26 protein-coding genes and 1 pseudogene are annotated in these 25,561 nt (G+C 55.3%); 13 read left to right on the top strand and 14 right to left on the bottom strand.

Annotation, left to right across the window (positions count from 1 at the left end; all coding sequences use genetic code 11):
* Positions 1-42 precede the first annotated feature (42 nt).
* Positions 43-1,728 (bottom strand): urocanate hydratase, encoded by a 1,686-nt coding sequence (hutU, locus tag JWF83_RS12930; RefSeq protein WP_413650627.1) that lies wholly within the window; start codon positions 1,726-1,728, stop codon positions 43-45.
* 26 nt (positions 1,729-1,754) lie between these two features.
* Positions 1,755-3,299: a histidine ammonia-lyase gene (hutH, locus tag JWF83_RS12935; RefSeq protein WP_413650628.1), complete on the bottom strand. Its 1,545-nt coding sequence runs from the start codon at positions 3,297-3,299 to the stop codon at positions 1,755-1,757.
* Positions 3,300-3,651: 352 nt separating this feature from the next.
* Here hutH and hutC (JWF83_RS12940) point away from each other — a divergent pair, with 352 nt between their 5' ends.
* Positions 3,652-4,407 (top strand): histidine utilization repressor, encoded by a 756-nt coding sequence (hutC, locus tag JWF83_RS12940; RefSeq protein WP_413650630.1) that lies wholly within the window; start codon positions 3,652-3,654, stop codon positions 4,405-4,407.
* 44 nt (positions 4,408-4,451) lie between these two features.
* Here hutC (JWF83_RS12940) and JWF83_RS12945 read toward each other — a convergent pair whose 3' ends face one another.
* A complete protein-coding gene (locus JWF83_RS12945) occupies positions 4,452-4,988 on the bottom strand; it encodes a HutD family protein (RefSeq protein ID WP_413650631.1) in 537 nt (178 codons plus the stop codon).
* Positions 4,985-6,340 (bottom strand): formimidoylglutamate deiminase, encoded by a 1,356-nt coding sequence (locus JWF83_RS12950; protein WP_413650632.1) that lies wholly within the window; start codon positions 6,338-6,340, stop codon positions 4,985-4,987. Before JWF83_RS12950 ends, JWF83_RS12945 begins: the two co-directional genes overlap by 4 nt.
* An 84-nt stretch (positions 6,341-6,424) precedes the next feature.
* Between JWF83_RS12950 and hutI the strand changes: the two genes are divergently transcribed.
* Entirely contained in the window at positions 6,425-7,642 is a 1,218-nt protein-coding gene (gene hutI / locus JWF83_RS12955; protein ID WP_413650633.1) for an imidazolonepropionase, read from the top strand.
* Positions 7,639-8,442: an N-formylglutamate deformylase gene (hutG, locus tag JWF83_RS12960; RefSeq protein ID WP_413650634.1), complete on the top strand. Its 804-nt coding sequence runs from the start codon at positions 7,639-7,641 to the stop codon at positions 8,440-8,442. Before hutI ends, hutG begins: the two co-directional genes overlap by 4 nt.
* Before the next feature lie 37 nt (positions 8,443-8,479).
* Here hutG and hutC (JWF83_RS12965) read toward each other — a convergent pair whose 3' ends face one another.
* Positions 8,480-9,235, bottom strand: a complete 756-nt coding sequence (hutC, locus tag JWF83_RS12965) for a histidine utilization repressor (RefSeq protein WP_413650635.1) — start codon at positions 9,233-9,235, stop codon at positions 8,480-8,482.
* Between the two features lie 421 nt (positions 9,236-9,656).
* On the opposite strand from hutC (JWF83_RS12965), the gene JWF83_RS12970 reads away from it, so the two are divergent.
* From JWF83_RS12970 to JWF83_RS13000, 7 genes and pseudogenes are all read left to right on the top strand, one after another.
* Entirely contained in the window at positions 9,657-10,514 is an 858-nt protein-coding gene (locus JWF83_RS12970) for a transporter substrate-binding domain-containing protein (RefSeq protein ID WP_413650636.1), read from the top strand.
* Between the two features lie 13 nt (positions 10,515-10,527).
* A complete protein-coding gene (locus JWF83_RS12975; protein ID WP_413650638.1) occupies positions 10,528-11,247 on the top strand; it encodes an ABC transporter permease in 720 nt (239 codons plus the stop codon).
* A gap of 14 nt (positions 11,248-11,261) precedes the next feature.
* The gene (locus JWF83_RS12980) at positions 11,262-12,002 is read left to right on the top strand and encodes an ABC transporter permease (protein ID WP_413650639.1); all 741 of its coding nucleotides are present in this window, start codon (positions 11,262-11,264) and stop codon (positions 12,000-12,002) included.
* Positions 11,995-12,771, top strand: a complete 777-nt coding sequence (locus JWF83_RS12985; RefSeq protein ID WP_413650641.1) for an ABC transporter ATP-binding protein — start codon at positions 11,995-11,997, stop codon at positions 12,769-12,771. The genes JWF83_RS12980 and JWF83_RS12985 overlap by 8 nt, the downstream gene beginning before the upstream one ends.
* 23 nt (positions 12,772-12,794) lie before the next feature.
* Positions 12,795-14,282, top strand: a complete 1,488-nt coding sequence (locus JWF83_RS12990; protein ID WP_413650728.1) for an HAL/PAL/TAL family ammonia-lyase — start codon at positions 12,795-12,797, stop codon at positions 14,280-14,282.
* 101 nt (positions 14,283-14,383) lie between these two features.
* A pseudogene (locus JWF83_RS12995) lies at positions 14,384-14,747 on the top strand (type II toxin-antitoxin system RelE/ParE family toxin).
* Positions 14,744-15,043, top strand: a complete 300-nt coding sequence (locus JWF83_RS13000; protein WP_413650643.1) for a helix-turn-helix domain-containing protein — start codon at positions 14,744-14,746, stop codon at positions 15,041-15,043. The pseudogene JWF83_RS12995 and the gene JWF83_RS13000 overlap by 4 nt, the downstream one beginning before the upstream one ends.
* 3 nt (positions 15,044-15,046) lie before the next feature.
* Here JWF83_RS13000 and JWF83_RS13005 read toward each other — a convergent pair whose 3' ends face one another.
* Positions 15,047-15,679, bottom strand: coding sequence for a flavin reductase family protein (locus JWF83_RS13005; RefSeq protein WP_413650644.1), 633 nt, complete (start codon positions 15,677-15,679; stop codon positions 15,047-15,049).
* Positions 15,680-15,857: 178 nt separating this feature from the next.
* Between JWF83_RS13005 and rlmF the strand changes: the two genes are divergently transcribed.
* Positions 15,858-16,787, top strand: coding sequence for a 23S rRNA (adenine(1618)-N(6))-methyltransferase RlmF (rlmF, locus tag JWF83_RS13010; protein WP_413650645.1), 930 nt, complete (start codon positions 15,858-15,860; stop codon positions 16,785-16,787).
* Position 16,788: 1 nt separating this feature from the next.
* Here the strand turns inward: rlmF and JWF83_RS13015 are convergent, their stop codons facing one another.
* The 7 genes from JWF83_RS13015 to rhtA all read right to left on the bottom strand — a co-directional run bounded on the left by JWF83_RS13015 (position 16,789) and on the right by rhtA (position 21,869).
* Positions 16,789-17,127: a hypothetical protein gene (locus JWF83_RS13015; protein WP_413650646.1), complete on the bottom strand. Its 339-nt coding sequence runs from the start codon at positions 17,125-17,127 to the stop codon at positions 16,789-16,791.
* Between the two features lie 16 nt (positions 17,128-17,143).
* On the bottom strand, positions 17,144-17,866 hold the full coding sequence (gene glnQ / locus JWF83_RS13020; RefSeq protein WP_413650647.1) for a glutamine ABC transporter ATP-binding protein GlnQ: 723 nt from the start codon (positions 17,864-17,866) through the stop codon (positions 17,144-17,146).
* Positions 17,863-18,522 carry a glutamine ABC transporter permease GlnP gene (gene glnP / locus JWF83_RS13025; protein ID WP_413650649.1) on the bottom strand — a complete coding sequence of 220 codons (660 nt, stop codon included), beginning with the start codon at positions 18,520-18,522 and terminating at the stop codon, positions 17,863-17,865. The genes glnQ and glnP overlap by 4 nt, the downstream gene beginning before the upstream one ends.
* 149 nt (positions 18,523-18,671) lie before the next feature.
* On the bottom strand, positions 18,672-19,418 hold the full coding sequence (gene glnH, locus JWF83_RS13030) for a glutamine ABC transporter substrate-binding protein GlnH (RefSeq protein ID WP_413650730.1): 747 nt from the start codon (positions 19,416-19,418) through the stop codon (positions 18,672-18,674).
* A 294-nt stretch (positions 19,419-19,712) separates the two neighbouring features.
* A complete protein-coding gene (locus JWF83_RS13035; protein WP_413650650.1) occupies positions 19,713-19,976 on the bottom strand; it encodes a DksA/TraR family C4-type zinc finger protein in 264 nt (87 codons plus the stop codon).
* A gap of 94 nt (positions 19,977-20,070) precedes the next feature.
* On the bottom strand, positions 20,071-20,574 hold the full coding sequence (dps, locus tag JWF83_RS13040) for a DNA starvation/stationary phase protection protein Dps (RefSeq protein ID WP_413650731.1): 504 nt from the start codon (positions 20,572-20,574) through the stop codon (positions 20,071-20,073).
* A 392-nt stretch (positions 20,575-20,966) separates the two neighbouring features.
* Entirely contained in the window at positions 20,967-21,869 is a 903-nt protein-coding gene (rhtA, locus tag JWF83_RS13045) for a threonine/homoserine exporter RhtA (protein ID WP_413650651.1), read from the bottom strand.
* Positions 21,870-22,234: 365 nt separating this feature from the next.
* Here rhtA and ompX point away from each other — a divergent pair, with 365 nt between their 5' ends.
* On the top strand, positions 22,235-22,744 hold the full coding sequence (gene ompX / locus JWF83_RS13050; RefSeq protein WP_413650652.1) for an outer membrane protein OmpX: 510 nt from the start codon (positions 22,235-22,237) through the stop codon (positions 22,742-22,744).
* Positions 22,745-22,832: 88 nt separating this feature from the next.
* Here ompX and JWF83_RS13055 read toward each other — a convergent pair whose 3' ends face one another.
* Entirely contained in the window at positions 22,833-24,413 is a 1,581-nt protein-coding gene (locus JWF83_RS13055; protein ID WP_413650653.1) for a sulfatase-like hydrolase/transferase, read from the bottom strand.
* Between the two features lie 673 nt (positions 24,414-25,086).
* Here JWF83_RS13055 and mntR point away from each other — a divergent pair.
* Entirely contained in the window at positions 25,087-25,548 is a 462-nt protein-coding gene (gene mntR / locus JWF83_RS13060; protein WP_413650654.1) for a manganese-binding transcriptional regulator MntR, read from the top strand.
* Positions 25,549-25,561: the final 13 nt, after the last annotated feature.

Consider the following 25,561-nt stretch of genomic DNA (forward strand, 5'->3'; position numbering starts at 1 on the left):
TGCCGGCCCGTGAGGAAAGTGTGGCAATTGTCAGCGGCTGGGCTATTTCACCATTGGCAGATTGAGCTGATGCTGCTGCGCACAGGATTGCGCCAGCGGGTAACCGGCATCCGCATGGCGCATAACGCCGGTGGCCGGGTCATTCCACAGCACGCGTGACAGACGCACGTCGGCCTCTTTACTGCCGTCACAAACGATAACCATCCCGGCATGTTGCGAGAAGCCCATCCCGACGCCGCCACCGTGATGCAGGCTCACCCAGGTGGCGCCGCCTGCGGTATTCAGCAGGGCATTGAGTAACGGCCAGTCGGATACCGCATCGGAGCCATCTTTCATCGCTTCGGTTTCGCGGTTCGGCGAAGCCACGGAGCCGCAGTCGAGATGGTCGCGACCAATCACGATCGGCGCTTTCAGTTCGCCATTGCGCACCATTTCGTTAAAGGCCAGACCGGCAAGATGGCGTTCGCCAAGGCCCAGCCAGCAGATCCGCGCCGGTAAACCCTGGAAGGCGATGCGTTCCTGCGCCATATCCAGCCAGCGGTGCAGGCTGGCATGGTGCGGGAACAGCTCTTTCAGTTTAGCGTCGGTTTTATAGATATCTTCCGGGTCACCGGAGAGCGCCACCCAGCGGAACGGTCCTTTGCCCTCGCAAAACAGCGGACGAATATAGGCGGGTACAAAGCCCGGGAAATCAAAGGCGTCTTTGACGCCCTCATCCAGCGCCACCTGACGGATATTGTTGCCGTAGTCAACGGTAGGGATCCCCATATGACAGAAATCGAGCATCGCCTGTACATGGACCGCCATCGATGCCCGCGCGGCTTTCTCTACCGCTTTCGCATCGCTGATACGCTCGCTGGCCCAGCGTTCGGTATCCCAGCCGATCGGCAGATAGCCGTTAATCGGGTCATGAGCGGAAGTCTGATCGGTGACGATATCCGGCTTCATCCCGCCGGCTTTGGCGCGTTTTACCAGTTCCGGCAGAATTTCCGCCGCATTACCCAGCAGACCTACGGAGATGGCGCGTTTTTCACTATTGGCATCGGCGATCATTTGCAGCGCTTCATCAATGCTGAAGGCTTTATAATCGAGATAGCGGGTACGCAGACGGAAGTCGATACGTGACTCCTGGCACTCTACCGCCAGTACCGATGCGCCGGCCAGAACCCCGGCCAGCGGTTGCGCGCCGCCCATGCCGCCCAGTCCGGCGGTCAGGATCCATTTGCCGCTCAGATCGCTGTTGTAATGCTGACGTCCCGCTTCGACAAAGGTTTCATAGGTGCCCTGCACAATGCCCTGCGCGCCAATATAGATCCATGAACCGGCAGTCATCTGGCCATACATCATCAACCCGGCTTTATCCAGCTCGTGGAAGTGATCCCATGTTGCCCAGTGCGGCACCAGGTTGGAGTTGGCAATCAGTACGCGTGGCGCATCGGCATGGGTGCGGAACACACCAACCGGTTTGCCGGACTGTACCAGCAAGGTCTCTTCCGGCTGTAAAGCCCGCAGCGAACGCAGGATCTGCTCAAAGCACTCCCAGTTACGCGCCGCTTTACCAATGCCGCCGTATACCACCAGATCTTCCGGGCGTTCGGCGACATCGGGATCAAGGTTATTCTGGATCATGCGATACGCGGCTTCGATCAGCCAGTTGGCACAGTGCAGTTCATTACCGTGCGGGGCGCGGACTTCACGGGCAACGGCCTGGCTTAGGGATTCACTCATTATTTCCTTCTCCTGAATAGGTTGGCTTAGCGTGTGTGGCCTGGCAGCAGGGCGGCGATATGCGCTGGCCAGCTGTCGCTGCTTGCCCAGAGGCGCATCTGTTCGATATCCGGCGCCATCAGACGATCTTTATCGAGGAAGGCGACGCGCTTACGCAGCCGTGTCATCTCATGTTCAATCATTGGCGAGCTTTGCAGCGGACGATGAAAATCAATCCCCTGTGCTGCCGCCATCGCTTCTATCCCCACTACGGCGGCGGTGTTAAAGCACATGTCGCCTAAGCGACGTGCGGCATAGGTCGCCATGGAGACATGATCTTCCTGATTGGCGGAGGTTGGCAGGCTGTCGACGCTGCCCGGATGGGCCAGCGATTTGTTTTCTGAAGCCAGCGCCGCGGCGGTGACCTGGGCAATCATAAAGCCGGAGTTGACGCCGCCGTCATTGACCAGGAATGGCGGCAGGCCGGAAAGGCCGGTATCCAACAGCAGCGCCATACGACGTTCAGAAATGGCGCCGATCTCCGCCACCGCCAGCGCGATAATATCGGCGGCAAATGCCACCGGTTCGGCATGGAAGTTACCACCGGAGATCACCTCGCCGCTGTCCGGAAACACCAGCGGGTTATCCGAGGCGGCATTGGCTTCAATCTGTAATATGCGGGCGGAGTGGTTGAGGTTATCAAGGCAGGCGCCCATTACCTGCGGCACACAGCGAATTGAGTAGGGGTCCTGTACGCGGCCGCAATTGGCATGGGAATCAAGGATTTCGCTGCCTGCCAGCAGTTCAGAGACCGCCGCGGCAACCGCTATTTGTCCACTCTGGCCGCGCGCCTGGTGAATACGACTGTCGAAAGGTTTAATCGAGCCTTTAATCGCTTCCAGGGAGAGCGCACCGGCCACCAGTCCGGCGGCAAACACTTTTTCCGCTTCAAACAGGCCGCGCAGCGCCAGCGAGGTGGAGACCTGGGTGCCATTCAGCAGTGCCAGTCCCTCTTTCGGGCCGAGGACAAACGGCTCCAGTCCGGCCAGTTTCAGGCCGTCAACCGCAGGGATCAGTTCACCGTTAACGCGTACTTCGCCTTCGCCGAGTAGCATTAATGACAGATGCGCTAACGGCGCCAGATCGCCGGAGGCGCCGACCGAACCTTTTTCCGGAATGCAGGGCATGATGCCGGCGTTAAACAGGCTAATCAGCGCATCAATCAGGGCGATACGCACCCCGGAGTGGCCGCGGGCCAGGCTGATAACTTTGGTCGCCATCACCAGACGCACCACATTATCCGGCAACAGATCGCCCAGACCCACACTGTGCGACAACACCAGATTGCGCTGTAATTCGGCCAGACGTTCTGCCGGAATGGTGGTTTGCGCCAGTTTGCCAAAGCCAGTGTTAATGCCGTAAGTAACCTTGCCCGAGCTGACGATGGCGGTGACGGTATCGTGTGCTTTCAGCACTTCATCACGCGCGCCGTCATCAAGCCGGAGGGTTACGCCGCCATGGTAAATGGCGTTGAGCATCGCCAGATCAACCGCACCGGGTATCAGACGACATTCTTGCGTACTGAGCGACATAGTATACTCCTGTCTATACAAGTTCTGCGAAGAGAAAACCCGGACATTGCCGGGTCTCACCGGCTGCTGGCATCAGCAACAGGTTAAGTAAATGTTGAACTATACTAAGTGAAGCATAAGTGTATAGTCTTGTCTATACAACCAAGCAATCACTGTGCCAACCCGATCACAAAACCGATTTGGCGCCAGGCGCGGGTTGTCAGGGGCATTGGCAGGGTTCACAGCAGGAAATTGCACCAGCATAAGGCAACGGTTGCACATTATGCGGGCATGACTGCACAATTCAGATGTATATACATTTGCGCTGCCAACCAGTAAACTGATGTTATTACGTTTATTAAGGATTTCTCATATGGTCGAGCAGACTGCCATTTCGCAACTCGCAGCAGCCATGAGCGATCAGCCTGCGCCGATCTATCAGCGAGTCAAACAGGCGATCGTCAGCCAGATCAGTGAAGGCGTGTGGAAAGCGAATCAGCGGGTGCCGTCGGAAAGCGAGCTGGTGAACCGGCTGGGCGTCAGCCGCATGACCATCAACCGTGCGCTGCGTGAACTGACCAGCGAAGGCTATCTGATCCGTATGCAGGGGGTCGGCACTTTTGTCGCCGAGACCAAAGGCTATACCGCAATGCTGGAAGTGCATAATATCGCCGAAGAGATCGCCCAGCGTGGCCATAAACACAGCAGCAAAATCCTCTCACTCAGCGAAATAAAAGCGGATCCGGAGCAGGCGGCGGTGCTGGGGCTGGCCACCGGCCAGTCGATTTTCCATTCGCTGATTATTCATTATGAAAATGAGTTGCCGGTACAGCTGGAAGATCGGCTGGTGAATCCGTTAATGGCGCCGGATTATCTGCAACAGGATTACGCTAATCAAACGCCTTACACCTATCTGATGCATGTGGCGCCGCTGACCGCCGGTGAGCATATTGTCGAAGCGGTACTGCCGGATATGCGCCAGCGTAAGCATCTGGCGCTGGATGAACATGAACCCTGTCTGTTGATCCGCCGTCAGACCTGGAGCGATGCGAAAATCGTTACCTACGCCAAACTGCTCTATCCCGGCTCACGCTATAAGCTGCTGGGGCGTTTTAAAGGGCATGGCTAAGGCGGTACGGGTCGCATTAAGGTGGCCCGTACCAATGTATGGCACTAACCGCGAATATCGGCAAATAACAGTAAGGCACCGGCAGAAAGTGGAGTGATAGCATCACCGATTTCCGTCCACCAGGCGCCCTCCGCGCGCGACAAGCGTTTTTCGCCCGCCTGCCACTCCCCGGCAATCACCCAGCACACGCCCATCTCACTGCGCTGCGCCGTACTGCTGACGACCACCCTGGCACTGAATTGCTCACGCCGGGTCATAATATTAAAGTCGAGACTGGCGTTGCCGAATAGCTGTGCGCGTATCGCTTCCTCACCGCGAAAGCAAAATGGCTGATTCAGCAGCAGCGCCTGCGGCGGCCGATGCGGCGTATGCAGTTCAACCTTTTCGCCTTCAATCAGGGTGATCACCCGATCAACGCCGGGAAACCGCGAGAAGTCGCCGCTGGCGGCGATAGTGGCAATGCTGGCGCGCCAGCCAAACTCGCCGCTGTCCGGTGGAAAGCTGACGATTTCACGGGTTTCGCCGCCGCCGTTGCGCCATTTACTGACCGGCAGTGTCGCCGTCTGGTAGAAATTCATCATTGCAACGCCTTCATCACGGCGGCAAAACGGCGATCGCTTTCTGCCTGTAGCGCATGCTGACCTGCGGCGATCTGTTGTTTACCGGCGACCCAGACATCGCGGATCTGCGAACGGTTACCGGCAAACAGCCAGCGATTCAGCAGGGCGTGGTCCGGGCAGCTGTCCAGCCAGCCATCCTGCTCCAGCACCAGCCAGTCGGCGCGCTGCCCCACCGCCAGCGTGCCAATATTGACGCCACAGGCTTGCGCGCCGCCGGCCGCGGCCTGAGTATATAGCAGGTCGCCCACCGAGTTTTGCTGTGGGTTAACGATGCGGTTGCGGCGGCGATCGCGCAGGCGCTGGGCATACTCCAGCCAGCGCAGCTCTTCGACCACATCCAGCGAAACATGGCTGTCGGAACCAATGCCCCAACGGCCGCCCTGCGCAATATAGTCGCTGGCCGGGAAAATACCGTCGCCAAGGTTGGCTTCGGTGGTGGGGCACAGCCCGGCTACCGCGCCGCTGCGCGCAAGGCGGTCGATCTCTCCCTGATCGAGATGGGTGGCATGGATCAGGCACCAGCGCGAATTAACCTCAAAGCGGTCCAGCAGCCAGTTAACCGGGCGTTCGCCACTCCAGGCCAGCGAGTCATTGACCTCTTTCTCCTGTTCGGCAATATGAATATGTACCGGCAGCGACGCGGAGCTGGCGGCCAGTACCTCTGCCATTTGCTGCTGTGATACCGCCCGTAGCGAATGGAAACAGAGCCCCTGATTCTGCAGCGGCTTGTGCTGCAGCAGGGCGCTAAGATTTTCCTGCTGACGCAGATAGCGCTCCGCATCCTGAATAAAGCGTTTTTGCCCGGCCTGCGGCGGCTGCGCGCCAAAACCGGCATAACTGTACAGCACTGGCAAGAGCGTCTGACCGATACCGACTTGCTCCGCCGCGGCGATCAACTGCTGCAGCATTTCATCCTGCGGATAGGGGGCACCGTTAAGGTCATGATGCAAATAGTGGAATTCGGCTACCTGGGTATAACCGCCTTTCAGCATATCGATATACAGATGCCGGGCAATATCACCCACCTGTTGCGGAGAGAGGCGTTGCACCATGCGGTACATCAAATCGCGCCAGGTCCAGAAGCTATCCTGCGGATCGCCCGCCACTTCGGCCAGTCCGGCCATGGCGCGCTGGAAGGCATGCGAGTGCAAATTGGCTATCGCCGGGATCACGCTACCGGGCAGGGTGATGGCCCCGGCGGCCTCACTGTTGTCGCTGATGCTGGAGATAACACCCAGCGCATCGACTTCAATACGTACCGCGTGTTTCCAGCCGGTGGCCAGCAGTGCGCGCGACGCAAAATAACTCGACATGGTTGATCCTCAGGCTATGTGGTTGTATATACATATACATACTTTAGCAGTTTCTGTAAATGGTACGACAGACGGGGAGAGCAGATGGCAGCCAAATTAGAGTGTGACAGTTTGTGGTACGGGGCCGATCTGGTCACCATGCGTGACGGCCAGTATAACCTGATCGCTGATGGCGCCATGGCGGTCGCTAACGGGCAGATCGTGTGGATCGGCGCGCGCGCAGAGGCGGCGGCGATTCAGGCCAGCGAGCGCACGGATTTTGGCGGCGGCATCATTACGCCCGGACTGATCGACTGCCATACGCATCTGGTATTTGGCGGCGATCGCAGCGCCGAGTTTGAACAGCGCCTGAATGGCGTCAGCTATGCCGAGATTGCCGCCCGCGGCGGCGGGATTATTTCCACGGTGCGCGCCACCCGCGCGGCGTCGCTGGATGAGCTGGTCAGCAGCGCACGCTGGCGTATCGATCGTCTGCTGGCGGAAGGGGTCACCACGCTGGAGATCAAATCCGGCTATGGTCTCGATGAAGCGAGTGAACTGCGCATGTTGCAGGCTATCCGCCTGCTGGCGCAACAGATCCCGGCCGATGTGCAGGCTACCTGCCTGGCGGCGCACGCCTTCCCGCCGGAATTTAAACATAATCCTGATGGCTGGATCGATATTATCTGTCAGCGTCTGTTACCTGAGGTCAAAGCGCGGCAACTGGCGGATGCCGTTGATGCCTTTTGTGAGCACCTGGCATTTTCTCCGGCGCAGGTTAGCCGGGTATTTGCACGCGCCCACGAACTGGGTCTGCCGGTAAAACTGCATGCCGAGCAGTTGTCATCCCTCGGCGGCAGCGCGCTGGCGGCGCGTTTTAATGCGTTATCGGCCGATCATCTTGAGTATGCCAGCGAAAGTGATGTGCAGGCGATGGCGCAACATGGCACGGTGGCGGTACTGCTGCCGGGCGCTTTTTATCTGTTGCGCGAAACGCAGCGTCCGCCGGTGGAACTGTTCCGTCAGTACCAGGTGCCGATGGCGCTGGCCAGCGATGCCAATCCCGGGACCTCACCGGCATTATCGCTGCGCTTAATGCTGAATATGGCCTGCACGCTGTTTGGTTTTACCCCGGAAGAAGCGCTGGCGGGGGTTACCCTCAACGGTGCGAAAGCGCTGGGGCTGGAGAAAAGCCACGGCACGCTGGAAAGCGGTAAAGTCGCCAATTTCGTCCATTGGCCGCTGGCACGTCCGGCGGAGTTAGTTTACTGGCTGGGCGGACAACTGCCCTGTCAGGTTATCTATCGAGGAGAAGCGCAATGACCCCTTATCAGTTCTCAGCCGGCACGCTGCCGTTGCTGATCAGCATTCCCCACGCCGGTACCGCACTGACGCCTGAAGTTGAAGCCGGGCTCAGTGATGCTGCGCGCGGTTTACCGGATACCGACTGGCATATTCCGCAACTGTATGATTTCGCGCAACAGATGGGCGCCAGCCTGCTGGTCGGCAACTATTCGCGGTTTGTTATCGATCTTAACCGTCCGGCGGATGATCAGCCGCTGTATAGCACCGCCACCACCGGGCTGTATCCGGAAACCCTGTTTGACGGTACGCCGACGTTTAAGCCGGGTATGACACCCGGCGCAGAGCAACGTCAGGGCTACCTGCGGCAACTGTGGACGCCTTATCACGACAAACTTCAGCAGGAGCTGGCCCGGCTGAAACAGCAGTTTGGCTATGTATTGCTGTTCGATGCCCACTCGATTGCTTCGGTGATCCCGCGCCTGTTTGATGGCCGTCTGCCGGATCTCAATCTTGGCACCAATGGCGGCGAGAGCTGTAGCCCGGAGATGAGCGCGGCCTTTACCCGCTGTTGCGCCGCACAGTCACGTTTCAGCTGGGTGCTCAACGGACGCTTTAAGGGCGGTTATATTACCCGTGCTTACGGCCAGCCGGCGGCACAGCAGTATGCGTTACAGCTGGAGCTGGCACAGTGTAATTATATGGATGAGCAGCCGCCGTTTGGCTGGCGCGGCGATCGGGCAGCAGAATTGCAGCCGCTGTTAAAACAGTTAATTGACAGCATGCTGGAGCAGGGGGCACAACAGCACAAACGCGCGTAAACTGCGGTTGGGGAGGCCGGGTGCCTCCCATACTGCTTCAGCTTTGTTGCTGAAAACGACCAAACATTTTATAGCGTGCGCCCGGATAGAGCAGCCGTGCCGAGGTGACCACCGCCTGATGATGCCAGGTGCGACGCTGAATCTGCAGACAGGGTTCGGTGGTGTCAATATGCAGCAGCCGCTGCTCTTCCGCACTGGCATTTACCGCCTCAACCACATGCTCGCCGGCGGTGAGTGGCGCAATCTGCGTCAGATAGGCAAACGGCGTGCTGCGGGTAAAATCCTGCGCCAGATACAGCGGCGCCACCTGCGGATTCACCAGCCGATCTTCCAGCTGTACCGGCAACGCATTTTCAAAATGCACCATGCGCGAGCGAAACAGCAGCGCGCCAATCTCCAGCCCGAAAGCCTGGGCGGTAGCGGCAGTTGCCTGTTCGCTACGCAGCAGCAATACCTCGCTGGTATGACGGTGGCCGCGATTTTCAATTTCATCGGCAATATTGTGCACCTCCAGCATCGGGGTGAAAGCTTTGATCTCGGCGACAAAGGTGCCAACCCCCTGTAAACGCAGCAGATAGCCTTCGGTGGTTAACTCGCGCAGGGCACGATTAATGGTCATGCGGCTGACGCCCAGTTCACTCACCAGATCACTTTCCGATGGCACGCGCTGGTTGGGTTGCCAGTGGCCGCGGCGAATAAGATTGATAATGCCCTGTTTCAGTTGCTGATACAGCGGGGCGGGTTCGTCGCTGGCGAGGCGAATCATTGCCGATAATCTTTGATACTCAGACACAGCGTTAACCTTTTCAGAGGGTTTGTTACAGAGTCTACACCAGATATGGTGTCTGTATATGTCTATACAACAACGCTCGCGGCCTGCTTTTCCCGATGATTTATTGCAGTGCATCCTGCCTTATATTGGTGCAAGGCAACGCGCGGACGGCGGCGGCCACACGGCGATAATATGGTTAAAATAAATATAAATCATATGGTTATAATGTATTAATGAAACTGGCATAGTAATTGCTGAGCTTGTATGTACAAGACATAACAACTAATGTTAACAAGTTAATAACAGAACCTGAGTCACAACTTTATCTCTTAGCGAGTGAATTATTGGGTGTTAGGTTGTATATACATGACATAACACCCGCAACCCGTGACAGTTATACCCATACGGTCATCCGACCCCCATTGATATCCAGGAGCGCTTGATGAAACACACTTTGTTATTCCGTCGATTACTGGTCAGCAGTCTGGTGACTTCGGCGTTACTCTGCGCACTACCGGCTCAGGCCAAAGAGTGGAAGTCGATCACTATCGCCACCGAAGGGAGTTACGAGCCGTGGAACCTGACGCTGCCGGGCGGCAAGCTGAGCGGTTTTGAGCCGGAACTGATAGCCGATCTCTGTCAGCGTATGCAGATGGAGTGCAAACTGGTGGTGCAGAACTGGGATGGCATGATCGCCGGGATGCAGGCGGGAAAATATGACGTGATTATGGATGCGATTGTCATTACGCCGGACCGTAAAAAAGTGATCGATTTCACCGTGCCTTATGCCTCAACCCCGGCCAGCTTTATCACCCGTAAAGGGCAGCTGTTGCCGGAAGCCACCGGCCCGGCGGCGACGATTAAACTGCATGATGACGCCAAAGAGATCGAACCCGCCATTGCCAGTCTGAAGCAGGCGCTAAAGGGTAAAACCATTGGTATTGCTTCCGGCACCGTCTATACGCCATTTATTGATGCCTATTTTAAAGATGTCGCCACGGTGCGTGAATATAACGCATCTGCTGACGCGATCCTTGATTTGCAGGCGGAACGTATTGATGCGGTATTTGATGATGTGACATTTGCTCAGTCGATTCTTAGCAAAGCGGAAAATAAGGATCTGGCCTTCAGTGGTCCGAAGTTAAGCGGCCCGATCTGGGGCGAGGGCGAGGCGCTGGGGATCCGCAAATCGGATGGCGCTTTAAAAGCCAAACTGGATGCAGCCATCAGGGCGGCGCTGGCCGACGGCACGGTGAAAAAGTTAAGCGAGAAGTGGTTTAAAACTGACGTAACGCCATAAGCGAGGTGCGGTAATGATGGCCATGTTGGGTTTTGGTGAGAATGGCTGGGGCGGTTTACTCCTCAGCGCGACGTTAACCACCTTACTGCTGTCGATGGTTGCCCTGTTGATCGGGGCAGTTGTCGGTGCCGGTGTGGCGGCAACGCGGCTATCACCCCGACGTCCGGTGCGCTGGTTAGGCGACAGCTACTCGGTGATTTTTCGCGGTATACCCGAGCTGCTGATTATCTATCTGTTTTATTTTGGCGGCTCCGGGCTGGTATCCCAAATTGGTCAGCTGTTTGGCGCCGAGGGCTTTATCGAAGTACCGCCGTTTCTGATTGGCGCGCTGGCGATTGGTCTGATCTCCGGTTCCTATCAGGGCGAGGTTTATCGCGCGGCCAGACTGGCGCTGGCCGCAGGTGAAATCGAAGCAGCATATGCCATTGGGATGCCAAAGTGGCGCGTGCTGCAGCGGATTATTGTGCCGCAGGTGGCGCGTTATGCGCTGCCGGGCCTGTCTAACGTCTGGCAGATGAGCCTGAAAGACTCGGCGCTGATTTCCGTCACCGGCATTGTTGAGCTGATGCGCGCCAGTCAGGTGGCCGCCGGATCAACCCGGCAATATTTTACCTTCTATATGATTGGCGCGGCCTGCTATCTGGTGCTGACGGTGTTGTCGAACAGTGCGTTTCGTCGGGCTGAGAAACGCCTTGGCCGCGCCCATCAAAGTCGCACTGCGGCGCAGAACTGAGTCAGGAGTCTCCGATGATTGATTTGCCGTTTCTTACCGACACCTTGCTAAAACTGTCGGCGGCGCTGCCGGTGACCCTCGGGCTGTTTTTTGCCTCGTTTCTGGTCGGCGGTGTGCTGGCGCTGCTGATCCTGGCGCTAAGGATGAGTAAAAACTGGCTGCTGAGTGGTTTTGCCCGGGCTTATATTCTGGTGTTTCGCGGTTCACCACTGCTCATTCAGCTGTTTCTGATCTACTACGGCCTCGGTCAGTTCGACGTCATCCGCCACAGCTTTGTCTGGCCGGTGTTACGCGAACCCTTTGCCTGTGCGGTGGTGGCGCTGGCGCTGTGCACTGCCTCCTATACCGCGGAGATTTTCCGTGGCGGCCTGCTGGCGATCCCGTCCGGACAGATTGAAGCCGGGCTGGCTTGTGGTATGTCGCGCTGGCTGCTGCTGCGGCGCATTATTGCGCCGATTATGCTGCGTTATGCCTTGCCGGCGTATTCCACCGAAGCGATCCTGCTGGTGAAGTCCACCGCGCTGGCCAGCCTGGTAACGGTATGGGATGTCACCGGTGTGGCGCAGCAGATTATTCAGCGCACCTATCGCACCATGGAAGTATTTATCTGTGCTGCGCTGATCTATTTGATTCTTAACTTTATTATCGTCCAGGTTTACGCCTGGATTGAGCGTCGTCTGTCGCCACGTCTGCGCCCACTGCACGGGGCGCCGCAGCCAGCCACGACTGTGATTGCCGGAGATAAACATGACTGATACCCCCCCGATTACCCTCTCAATGCTGGATATCCGTAAGTCATTTGGACAACTGGAGGTGCTAAAGGGCATTTCCCTTGAGGCACGTAAAGGGGATGTGATCTCGATTCTGGGCGCCAGCGGATCGGGTAAAAGTACCTTTCTGCGCTGTATCAACCTGCTGGAGACGCCGGATTCCGGCGTGGTCAGCGTCAGTGGCGAAACCATTGAGATGAAACGGCACAGTCGTGGTCACCAGCTGGCGGCCAGCCATAAACAGGTTGAACTGATCCGCTCGCGGCTGGGGATGGTGTTCCAGGGGTTTAATCTGTGGTCGCACATGACGGTGCTGCAGAATGTGATTGAAGGGCCGCACTATGTCCTGAAGAGAAGCCGCAAGCAGTGTATTGAGCAGGCAGAGCAGATTCTTGATCGCGTCGGTTTACTCAACCGCAAAGACTTTTATCCTGCTCAGCTGTCAGGCGGCCAGCAGCAGAGGGTGGCGATTGCCCGCGCGCTGGCGATGGAACCGGAGGTGATGCTGTTTGATGAGCCCACCTCCGCACTGGATCCGGAGCTGGTAGGGGAAGTGCTGAAAGTGATGCGCAGCCTCGCCGAAGAGGGACGCACTATGCTGGTCGTGACGCATGAGATGGGCTTTGCCCGCCATGTTTCCAATCGGGTGGTGTTTATGCATCAGGGGATGATTGATTGCCAGGGGACGCCGGACGAGATGTTTGGCGTCAGCGGTTCGCCGCGTTTCCAGCAGTTTATTTCCAGCCATCACTAAAGCGCGAGGATTATGTGAGCAAAATAGAGCTTATCTGGGGTGATGCGCCGTTGCGCTGGCAGGAGGTAGTGGCGGTAGCGCGCGAGGGCGCGCAACTGCAACTCAGTAGCGCCGCCTGGCAGCGGATTAATAACGCCCGCCAGATTGTTGATAATATTGTCGTCAGCGGCAAGATCGCCTATGGCATTAATACCGGCTTAGGGGCGTTATGCAATATTACGCTGAGTGACGATCAGCTCAGTCAGCTGTCGCGCAATACACTGCTCAGCCATGCCTGCGGCGTGGGGCCACTGCTGAGTGATGAGCAGGCGCGGGCGATAATCTGTGCGGCGATTGCTAATTACAGTCACGGTAAGTCCGGTATTTCCGCGCCGGTGGTTAGCGCGCTGCTGGCGCTGCTTAATCATCAGATTACGCCAAATATTCCGTCGCAGGGGTCGGTCGGTTATCTGACCCATATGGCCCATGTCGGGCTGGCGCTGATTGGCGTCGGCAATGTCAGCTATCGCGGCCAGCAGGTCAGTGCGCTTGAGGCACTGCAGGCGGAAGGGCTAACTCCCTGCCCGCTGGGGGCGAAAGAGGGGTTAAGCCTGGTCAATGGCACGCCGTGTATGACCGGCCTCTGCTGTCTGGCGCTGGACGATGCCAGCCGCATGCTGGACTGGGCGGATGTGACGGGCGCTATGAGTTTTGAAGCGCTGCGCGGTCAGGCGGATGCGTTTGATGCCGAGATCCTGGCGCTGAAAGCCAGCGACGGGATCCAGCGCGTTGGGCAGCGCTTGCGCCAGTTGATCGCTGGCAGTGCAATTATTGCCGAAAGCCACGGAGTACGTACACAGGATGCCCTGAGCCTGCGCTCGATACCGCAGATCCACGGCGCCTGTCGCGATCAGTTTGACCATGCGGAACGGCAGATTGTCACCGAACTGAATGCGGCAACGGATAACCCGCTGGTGTTGGGTACGCCGGATACCTGGCGCGTGGTATCGCAGGCCAACCCCCACGGCGAATCGGTGGCGATGGCGGCCGATCTGCTGGCGATGGCGCTGGCGGAGATTGGCAGCGTGGCGGAGCGCCGTATCGATCGTCTGATCAACCCGCTGGTCAGCGGCCTGCCAGCGTTTCTGGTGGCGCAACCGGGGGTGAATTCCGGCATGATGATTGCGCAGTATGTGGCGGCGTCGCTGTGCGGCGAAAATCGCCAGCTGGCGCAACCGGCGGTGCTGGATAATTTTGTCACTTCCGCACTGCAGGAAGACCATCTGAGTCTTGGCACCAGTTCCGCGCTTAAGCTGTTAAAGCTGGCGGCGAACCTGTATCAGATCCTGGCGATTGAGTACCTGCTGGCGGCACAGGCGCTTGATTTTCATGGTGCGGAAAAGGCCGGGCAGGGCACCCGGCAGGCGTGGCAAAAACTGCGCGCCCAGGTGGCCACCTGGCAGGAGGACCGCTGGCTGGCGCCGGAAATTGCTAAAGCGGTGGCGGTGATTAAAACGCAGCGGGTGGAGTAAATTAACGCCAGACCGGCCGTCTCAGATCACAACGCAGTTCTTCACTAATCAGTTGAAATATAAACTACAATTTATATTATAGCTGGCATAAACTCTGGTTTATGAGGGATGCTGTGGATACATGGATGGTAGATACCACCGACTATTTTGACGAGTGGTTAAGTGAACAGGATGACGACATGATTGATGATGTGCTGGCAAGCCTGAAACTGCTTGAGCAGTTTGGTCCGATGCTGGGGCGGCCTGATGTTGATCAGATCAAGGGATCGGATTTTCCCAATATGAAAGAACTGCGCGTGCAGAGCAACGGCCGGTCAGAGCCTTTTTGCTTTCGATCCGCAGAGACAGGCTATCATCTTATGTGCCGCAGACAAGAGCGGTCGCCAGGAAAAACGATTTTATACTGAGATGATCACCAGGGCTGATGCGGAATACAGAAAGCACCTGACAGGGCTGAAAAAATGACAAAACTCAATGAATTGATTGCAAAACGTTCTCCCGCTTCGCAGGAGCGTATTCAGCAAAAAGCCGGGGCGATGATCCTGGAGATTCGTCTGCGTCAGCTGCGTGAAGAACTGGCGCTGTCGCAGACGGAACTGGCGGGGATGATGGGCGTCAGCCAGCCGGCAATTGCCGCTATTGAGGCGCGCGGTGAAGAAATAAAACTCTCCAGCCTGAAAAAATACATTGAGGCTCTGGGGGGAAAGCTGAGCCTGAATGTGGAAATGCCGACCGGGTCGGGCCGTATTTATCATCTTTGAAGGTTAACGCGCCCGCGCATCCGGCCGTATCAGATCAAAACGCAGTTCTTCACTAATGCCGTAGTAGGCGCTCGGGCCACCGGCACGTAAAATCGGCTGTGCGCGTGCGGTCTGATAGATGCCGTTTTCCAGCAAATCGCTGTCAATATGGATCGCCACCACTTCTCCAAGAACCAGCCAGCTGGTAATGGCAGCGCCTGCGGCGTCCTGCAACTGAATACACTGCGTCAGCTTACACTCAAAGTTAACCGGACTTTCGGCTACCATACTGGCCTGCACCTGACTGGCGGCGCATGGCGTCAGGCCGGCAAAGCTAAACTCATCTTCACCGTGGGGCAGCGAAGCCGAACTTTGGTTCATGGCCTGCGCCAGCGGGCGGGTGGCCAGATTCCAGACAAATTCACCGGTGTCGGTGATATTTTGCACACTATCTTTCCAGCCGCTGCTGGCAAAACCAATAATCGGTGGATGATAGTTAAAGCAGTTAAAGAAGCTGTAAGGCGCCAGGTTGCGCTGGCCGGCTTGATTAACCGAACTGATCCAGCCAATCGGGCGCGGACCAATAATCGCATTCAGCGGATCGTGCGGTAGTCCGTGACCGGCGCGCGGTTGATAAGAGTAACGTTGGCGAGACATAACATTCCTTAATCCGGGGATAATTTGCTTATCATAGCGGGTTTAACGCAGAAAAAACGACGGCAATGGTTTACGGGTTTTGCCAAAGCGGGTATCGTACGCGCCCACTTATCCGGATTGGTTCAGTCGCTGCCTTGCGGCAACGCCAGTGACTTTGGGTAAAACATGAGAGAAGCCGATGAAAAAGCCTGCTGAGAAAAATGTTCTTCACCCGCGTAACCGCCATCGCGGACGTTATGACTTTGACGCGCTTAAAGCGTGCCACCCTGCGCTGGTGCCTTTTGTTCAGGTGAATCAGTATGGCGATGAGTCGGTCGATTTCGCCGATCCGGCGGCGGTCAGGGTGCTGAATCAGGCGCTGCTGCATCACTACTATCAGATTGCGAACTGGGCGATTCCCGACGGTTTTCTCTGTCCGCCGGTGCCAGGCCGCGCCGATTATCTGCATCATCTGGCCGACCTGCTGGCGGAAGAGCATCAGTCGGTGGTGCCGCGTAATATTACCGTGCTGGATATTGGCTGCGGAGCGAACTGCATCTATCCGCTGATCGGTTATCAGGAGTACGGCTGGCGCTTCACCGGTACCGAGAGCAATGAGCAGGCTATGAAGGCCGCCAACGCGATTATCGCTGCAAATCCGGGGCTGAACCGCGGTATTCGTTTACGTCGCCAGAAAGAGGATAGCGCCATCTTCCGTGGCGTGGTGCATAAAAACGATTTCTACCACGCCAGCATTTGTAATCCGCCGTTCCACGCCTCGGCCAGTGACGCGCGTCAGGGCAGCCAGCGTAAGCTGCGTAACCTTGGGCTGGATCGCAATGCGCCGCTGAACTTTGGCGGCCAGCAGGATGAGTTATGGTGCGAAGGGGGCGAAACCGCCTTTATCACGCGCATGATCCATGAGAGTGTCGATTTCGCCCGTCAGTGCATCTGGTTTACTTCGCTGGTCTCGCGTAAAGAGAATCTGCCGGAACTGCGTCGGGTGCTGGAAGAAGTTGAAGCGGTACAGGTGCGGATTGTCGATATGGCGCAGGGGCAGAAACAGAGCCGGTTTATCGCCTGGAGCTTTTTCGATAAACCGGCCAGAAGCCGTCTGTTAACCCGATAAATTACTCCGGGGCGGCTAATGCCTGCGTACCGGCCGCCCCCTCAATATTATTGCCGGTCTGTAGCATCTGCACCGTCTGGCACGGCGGTTTAATACCGGCCGCATCAAAATGCTTGTTCACCATATCATCCAGCGCACCGTCTCCTGTAGCGGCGCCAAAAACAGCGTCGATCTGAAAGCATAGCTGAGCAGGGTAACAGGCAGGTGAAAGCCGGGGGATCGGTGCAGCAGATACTGCCTTGCCAGTTGCCTGACAAGACATACTTTTCAGATATTCAAGGGTCGGTGCGGCATTGATGCCGCCCGAGCCAATGAGTTGCCGTTGCCATGATGACGGCATTTCGCCGCCGGCAATATTATGAAACGTGTTGTAAGAACTCTTGCAGACGGGCGCTTGGCGGATTGCTAATCAGCGTGTCCGGATCGCCATCTTCGGCAATTCGGCCTTTATCGATAAAGATCAGACGCGATGCCACTTTTTGCGCAAAGCCGACTTCATGGGTGACGATCACCATGGTCATACCTTCTTCCGCCAGATCCTGCATCACCTTGAGAACTTCATGACGCAGTTCCGGATCCAGTGCGGAGGTGGGTTCATCAAACAGCATCAGTTTCGGCTTCACTGCCAGCGCACGGGCAATGGCGACGCGCTGCTGCTGACCGCCGGAGAGTTCAGACGGAAAGTGGTGCGCACGTTCGGCGAGACCGACTTTACCCAGCAGCTCTTTCGCCAGTTGCAGCGCATCGGCTTTCTTCGCGCCACGTACGCGAATCGGTCCAAAGGCCACGTTGTCCAGCGCGCTCATCTGCGGGAACAGATGGAACTGCTGGAACACCATGCCGGCTTCCTGACGAATCAGGCGCTCGTCGACTTTGGGATCGTTAACCTTCAGGCCATCAACGATCAGTTCACCGCTGGTGATCTCTTCCAGTTTATTAATGCAGCGCAGCAGGGTGGATTTGCCGGAGCCACTTGGCCCGATAATCACTACCACTTCACCCTGATTAATTTTCAGGTCAATATTGTGCAGCACCTGGGTTTGACCGAAATGTTTGGAGACGTTTTTAAATTCAATCACAGGATTTTCATCCTTTTCTCAATGCGACGCAGAACGAAACTCAGCACCAGCGTAATAATCAGATAGATAACCGCAACCGCACTCCAGATCTCCAGCGCGCGGAAGTTACCAGCAATAATTTCCTGTCCCTGGCGCGTCAGTTCCGCCACGCCAATCACGATAAACAGCGAGGTGTCTTTGATACTGACAATCCACTGGTTACCCAGCGGAGGCAGCATACGGCGCAGCGCCAGCGGCATAATCACGTAACGCAGGGTTTCGCGACGTGACAGACCAAGCGCCAGGCCTGCTTCACGGAAGCCGTTGTGAATCGACAGTACGGCGCCACGGGTGATTTCTGCGATGTAGGCGCCGGAGTTGATAATAATGGTCACTACCGCCGCGCTGAACGGATCTATCCGCAGATCCGTAAAGGCCATCGGCAGGGCGAAGTAGATAAACATCACCTGCACCACAATCGGCGTACCACGAATCAGCTCAATAAATACCAGCGCGATATTACTGGAAAGCCAGCCGCCATAAGCGCGGGCAAAACCGGCAATCAGACCGATAATCAGGCCGCCAACCAGACCGAGGACCGAAATCCACAGAGTCATTTGGGCGCCTTCAAGCAGGACAGGAAGAGCTGGCCAGATGGCGCTCCAGTCAAACTGCATAATACTTTCTCCCGAACGAAAACAGTTTTTGTTGAAATGGAAAAACGCAGGAACGCAATGCCGTTCCTGACGTTAATGGCCCCGGCAGGCGTACGGGGGCGGGTTATGCCGCCCGATCCGAACCGGAGCCACAGGGCTAAACAGAATTATTATTTAGGTTCGCTGCCGAACCATTTTTTATAGATAGTGTTGTAGGTGCCGTTGTCATGCAGGGCCTTCAGCGCGCCATTGACTTTCACGCGCAGATCATCGCTGCCTTTCGGGAAGGCGATACCGTACTGCTGTGCTTCAAGAGACTGGCCGACCGCTTTAAACTGGCCTTTACCTGCGGTATTGATGAAATAGAGGATATTTGGCGTGTCGTGCAGCACCGCATCAGCACGATTGGTGCCTAACTCCATGTAGGCATTGTCGATATTCGGGAACTGGCGCAGGTCTTTGGTTTTGATGTGCTGTTTCGCGTAATCGACGGAGCCGGTGCCGCTTTTCACTGCCACCACTTTACCGTTCAGGTCATCAATACTTTTCACGTCGTTGTTGTTGGCTTTCACCATCACCAGCAGGCCGCTTTTATAGTAGCCGTCGGAGAATTCAATCGCCTTTTTACGCTCTTCAGTAATGGTGATACCGGCCAGCGCCAGGTCGATATTGCGGGTCTGCAGCGCAGGAATGATGCCGCTGAAGTCCATTGGCTTCAGGGTATATTCAATGTTCAGTTGTTTAGCGATGGCATCCCACAGATCGATATCGAAACCGACATATTTATCACCCTGTTTGAACTCAAACGGGACGAACGCAGTATCTGTCGCGACGATCAGTTTCTTGTCTGCAGCCGTGGAAGAGACAGCAAATGCCAGCGCCAGCGCGGCAAGGGAAACCTTAAAAATCGACTTCATCATCTTATCCTTATCATTGAATCGGGGATCTCCCCGTTGTTGTGATGCCCGCTGCCATATGAAAATATTATGCCAACTTTTCATATTGTTTAAAAACAGCAGGTTAATCCATCCGGTGGACAACAATTCTTTAGCTTTACGTGCTGCGCACCATAATAGAGCACCAAAATAGTGCACGCAGATCATTATGGTGCATCGGCAGCGATCTAACTAAAGCATTAAATCGGGTGAACAATGAACAGGATAGTTATAAATATGTTAACAGGCTCAAATTTCTGGATTAATAATTGAAAATTAGCGCAGCTGGCTGTCCTTACTGCCGCGCCGGTTGTACAGCGATGCGCTCTGTTGATTATCGTGCGTCTGTTGACAGCCGATACAATATTGCACCCCGGGCAGGGCAAGACGTCGCGCTTGCGGGATGGCTTCGCCACACTGCTGGCAATATTCGGCGCTGACCCCCAGATGCAGCTGTTTGCGCGCCCGCTGTACGGCGTCATCAATGGTGGAATCAATTTGCTGTTGAACTGCATCGTCCGATGCCCATCCGCTTGCCATGTTTTCTCTCCACAATGCAAAAAGCGGATGAGCACTCTCATCCGCCTTCAGGCCTGCATACCATGGCGGCTGTTTCAGCCGCCGCTATTGGCGCTTATTCAATATTGGACTCGATAAACCACAGGAATTTATCAAGGTCACGGGATGCGGCGGTAAAGATATCGGCACTGTCTTCATCTTCGACTTCACTAATCGCTTTACGCACATCATTCGCTACAATGCCATAGCGATCGGCCAGCGCTTTCAGATGGTCCTGTACGCTATGGATATTCAGTGGATAGCTTTTCAGCGGGGTTTTATCATTCACAATCTGGGTGGTACCCAGCGCCACGCCCCCTAACTGCACCACACGCTCGGCGACGGTATCCTGATGATCGGTAATCGCGGTACGGAATCCGTCCAGCATTTCATGCACGGCGATAAAGTTAGCGCCACGCATGTTCCAGTGTGCCTGCTTGGTAATCAGTGACAGATCGATAAGCTCAGTAACCACACGATTGAGCACCTCGATGGTGGCTTTTTTGTCGCTATCGGCCACGTCATTACGGGTAAAAATCAGATCGGAAGATTTTGCTTTAACCAGTTTTGCGGTACTCATCATTAATATCCTCTTAATGTGGGTTGTGCTGAAAAGTATGAGAATAAGTATAGCACCGCTGATTAATCTTGCAGGAAAGTTACTGCCTATTGGTCAGATAGTAATAACCTGTTGCCGGAAACAGCGATTTCCGACGCGGCGGAAATATAATTATCTGTAGTGTTGATAATATTTATCATTCGCAGTTATTTTATAAATTTTTGATTTTTATATATTTATTACTTTACGGGTTAATTTCTGTCGTGCGGGAAACGTTATTTAATGTCGAAGCGTGACAGAATATGACTGTCACGGTGATTTCATCATCCGATAAAGCGCAAATAATGGCGGCAGACAAGGGTTATTAATTCAGCCGCCTGCGCCGGACGACGTCTGAATATTCTCAGCGGACGCTATTCACGAATATCGCTGAGCGGATCGAGCGCTGCTTTCGGCGGCCGCAGCGTGAGAGTGGCGCCAATCGAGGCCACGATAATCGCCAGCAACCCCAGCCACTGCACCAGCGTCAGCACTTCACCGAGAAACAGGATACCCGAAATGGCCGCCATTGCCGGTTCCAGACTCATCATGGTGCCAAAGGTGCGTGCCGGCAGTCGCGTTAGGGCGATCATCTCCAGCGAGTAAGGCAGAGCGCTCGATAGCACGGCAACCGCCAGCGCCAGCGGGAGCAGGGCAAGTTGCCAGATACCGCTGGCGGCAAAGCTGAGGCCAATCGGTACAAATACGATGGCGGCGATCACCGACCCCATCGCCACGCTGGCCGCACCGTGTTCGGTTCCGGCCTTTTGTCCGGCGACGATATATACCGCCCAGCAGGCGCCGGCGCCTATTGCCAGCGCGGCGCCTTTAGCATCTACGCTGGCGATAGCCTCGCCGAGCGGCAGCAGAAACCATAAACCAAGTACCGCCAGCAATACCCAGACAAAATCAAGCGCCCGGCGTGAACCCAGCAGCGCCAGCGTCAGCGGACCGGTAAATTCCAGCGCCACCGCAATGCCTAATGGCACGGTGCGGATAGCCAGATAGAACAGGTAATTCATGGCGCCCAGCGCCATGCCATAGACCAGCAGTGGCGCCAGCTGTCTGCGGCTAAAACGCATGCGCCAGGGTTTAAAAATAATCGACAGAATCATCGCGCCCAGCCCGAGGCGCAGCGCGGTCATGCCCGGCGCGCCCACCAGCGGAAACAGGGTTTTCGCCAGCGCCGCGCCGCCCTGAATCGAGATCATGGCGATCAGCAACACCAAAATGGGAAGCCAGACGGGTGACGACGGCGGCGATTGCGGTGATGACATCCTGAAAACCTACCTTTAAATCCATTGGGCTATGCAAATCAGAGCGACAGTGTAATCGAGCGGGCAGCTAAAAAATGCTTTCTGGCAAAAAAATGTCGGCCGTATCGTCAAAAACAGAGCTGTTTCAGTAAAGAAGTGTCAGATTTATTTAAGATTTATCTCAATGAACCTTTTTTTACAGGCGGGGGTTGTTCCGGTTATACTGCCATTAACATAAGCAAAAAGAATGACATACGAAACTTCATTAACTTTCTGTTACAGCAAACATTCTGTTAGACAACAATAATCAGGCAGAGTTTCTCCCTGTTTTTTGTTATATTTTCAGCGTTGTCAGGAGAATAAGTACTTTCACATTTGAGGTGGTTATGAAAAAAATTGCATGTCTTTCAGCACTGGCTTGTGTACTGGCTGTATCTGCGGGTTCTGCAATGGCGCAGAGCACCGTTACCGGTGGTTACGCACAAAGCGATGCCCAGGGTGTGGCTAACAAAGCTAACGGTTTCAACCTGAAATATCGCTACGAAAACGGCAGCGATCCACTGGGTTGGATCGGTTCTTTCACCTATACCGAAAAAGATCGCACCACTGATGGTTATTACAACAAAGGTCAGTACTACGGTGTGACTGCGGGTCCTGCTTACCGTCTGAATGACTGGGCAAGCATCTACGGTGTTGTAGGTGTGGGCTATGGTAAAGTGAACGTTAACGGTGCAAACCGTGATAAATATGACGGCAGCGATTACGGTTTCTCCTACGGTGCCGGTCTGCAGTTCAACCCAATTCAGAACGTTGCTCTGGATGTCGGTTACGAGCAGAGCCGTATCCGCAGTGTAGACGTTGGCACCTGGATCGTTGGTGCAGGTTACAGCTTCTAAGTTGGCTGAACCTTTCCGGCTGTTGCCGGACTGAGAAAAAATCCGCCCTGGTGGCGGATTTTTTTATGGGTAAATGCCGTAACCGCCCTCAGGGTGCAAAGGCATCCTGGCCGAGCAGGCGATAGTCGACACGTTTCAGGGCAAAGTTAGTGACATACACCGGCTTTGCTTTCTCCTGTGAGATAAAACGATACTCCGACACCACCTGTTTGCTGCTGATCCCGGTCCACTGTGAAAACAGTTGCAGGAAGTCATTGGCTGAGCGCGCCGCCTTAATTATCTGATGAGTGGTATCCTGGCTTGAGCTGATAAACAGCGGCACCTGGAAATTTTGCTGATACTTATCGTCATGGGTCAGATACTCATTTTTGCTGCCTTTCTCTTTAAACGCCATCCCGTGATCGGAGAAGTAGAGCAGCGAATAGCTTAAGCCGCTGCTCAGCAGCTGCTGTTGTAACTGCTGCAAAAAGCCGTCGGTCTGGCTGATGCTGTAGAGATAGCAGGAGGTCTCCGGCGAATGCACAAAGTGCTGGTACTTACCCCTGGTACGATCACAGGTTTTCGGATGGGAACCCATAATATGGAATACCATCAGACGCGGGGCATCCAGCGGCTGTTGTAACGCCTCTGCGGTGAGTTTTAGTAAATCCTCATCAGTGCTGGTTTTATCCGCTTCAAAATCACCCTGCTTCAAAAAATGAACATGGTCGGCACGGCGTGCGATGCTGGCGATCGGCGTGTCAAACTTACCAATTTGCCCCTGATTAGATAGCCACCAGGTCTCAAAACCGGCGCGATTTGCCAGGGTAATAATATTGTCCTGATACTGTGGCTTGCCATCAACTACGCGATTCAGGGTTAATCCCAGCGACTTTTGTGTGGAAGAGGCGGCCGAGGTGTAATTAACAAAGTACTGGCCGGGCAGCTGGCTGGCAAAGGGGGTATTATCCCATTTGCCGCCAAAGGCGCCCAGCGCATCACGACGCGCGCTTTCACCAATGACGATCACATACAACTGATGGGTAGGTTTTACCCCGGTGACGGTCCAGCTATCCTGCAACGATGTCAGCTGATTCATCCGCACCATCTCATCATCGACCGACAGTTTACTCACCAGCGTATCTTTAACAAAACGCGCCAGCGGAAAACCGGCATCGGTAAGGCTGAACGGATAGCCTGCCAGCTTATTCAGCGCAGGTTGTGTCAAACTGGCCACCAGCGCAAAAGCCAGACAGGCGGTTTCGAGATGAGACCATGAATGAGCCGGCTGCGGCTTGCGGCGTAGCGCCAGCAGACCGATCAGCAAAATCCCGACGCCAATGGCGTAATCCAGCGGCGGGAAGATCGCCAGAATTTCACTGGCTTCGCCAACGTTAGTCGAATGCAGTGACAGCAGGGTATTAAAATTGGGAGGGCCGTAAGCCTGACCAAACGGATAATAGAAACTGGCCAGCAGTGCACAAAGGGTGACGGCAATTTTCTGGCAGCGCAGCGCGCGGTTGGCCAGCAGTATCAGGATGGCAGTGAACGCAAAGGTATACAGCAGGCTGAGCGAGTAGCCGAACGCCAGGTTGATCAGCAGAGAGAACAGCAGGTACAGCCCAACATAGGGGCTAAACAGCTCGCGACAACCTGTCACGGCAGCTGTTTTAATCAGGGTCAGATTCATTTTTTATCTTATAGGGATGCAATCAACGCATCTTCAGCCAATATCTGAAGACGTAATTAAGCCTGAAATACTCGTTGTGAATGGGGAGGGAGGACAGTGGGAGCATCCATTTCTGCCAGCACTCTCACGAAAGGCATGGCAAGATAATCCTCGCTTTCGGGAATGGCAACCAGTAGTGAATAATGTTTCTGTGAAGCAGGATACACATTTAGCGCAGCGGTGCGCAGGCAGGATTAAGATGCCTTATTTTCAGGCTTTTTTGCGGTGGTCAGCATCTCTAACAGCATCAGACGCAGGGTAAACGGCGAACGACAAAACAGCCGTAATAATAAGGGTGCTTTCATGCTGGTGACCTCCTGTGACATCCGAACTTTCATCACCTTGTTACATACTTGCATTGCGATTCCTCATGCTTAACGGCGGCTGAGCAGCAGGCAGAGCCCGGCGACGAATAGCAGAAACATCATTAACAGCAGGAAGGGTTCATTCATGATCTTGACCTCCACAGTGAGATGATGAGCTGATTGCTTTATACACAGGTATAGCACAGGCTATACCCCATAGCCAGTGCTATTTATCGGAATATTTGTGCTTCTTTGAGCTTCGTTTACAATGTGGCACCAACAGGCCTGCAAGCTGGTCAAAACGCAGGTTAATAAGAAGAGGAAGTTTAATGAGTCGTCGTGTCAAACCCACAGTTGCCAGCCTTAACGGTCCGCTGAAAGATATCGAAGAGCATGTCGAAGGCTTTCGTCAGGTTCGCGAGGCGCATCGCCGCGAGCTGATTGATGACTATGTTGAATTGATCTCCGATCTGATCCGTGAATTAGGCGAAGCGCGCCAGGTAGATATGGCCGCGCGGCTGGGCGTCTCCCAGCCAACGGTAGCCAAGATGCTGAAACGGCTGGGAACCGCCGGCCTGGTTGAACAGGTGCCTTATCGTGGGGTCTTTCTGACGGTCGAGGGGGAGAAACTGGCGGAAGAGAGTCGCCAGCGCCACCATATCGTCGAGACGTTTCTGCTGGCGCTGGGCATCAGTCCCGATACCGCGCGCCGCGATGCCGAAGGTATTGAGCATCATGTCAGTGATGAAACGCTGGCGGTGTTCCAGCGATTTTTCCAAAACCATGGTTAATTCCCGCCACTCC

It is taken from the genome of Pantoea sp. B65 (assembly GCF_047308185.1).
In the GTDB taxonomy this organism is placed as follows: domain Bacteria; phylum Pseudomonadota; class Gammaproteobacteria; order Enterobacterales; family Enterobacteriaceae; genus Erwinia.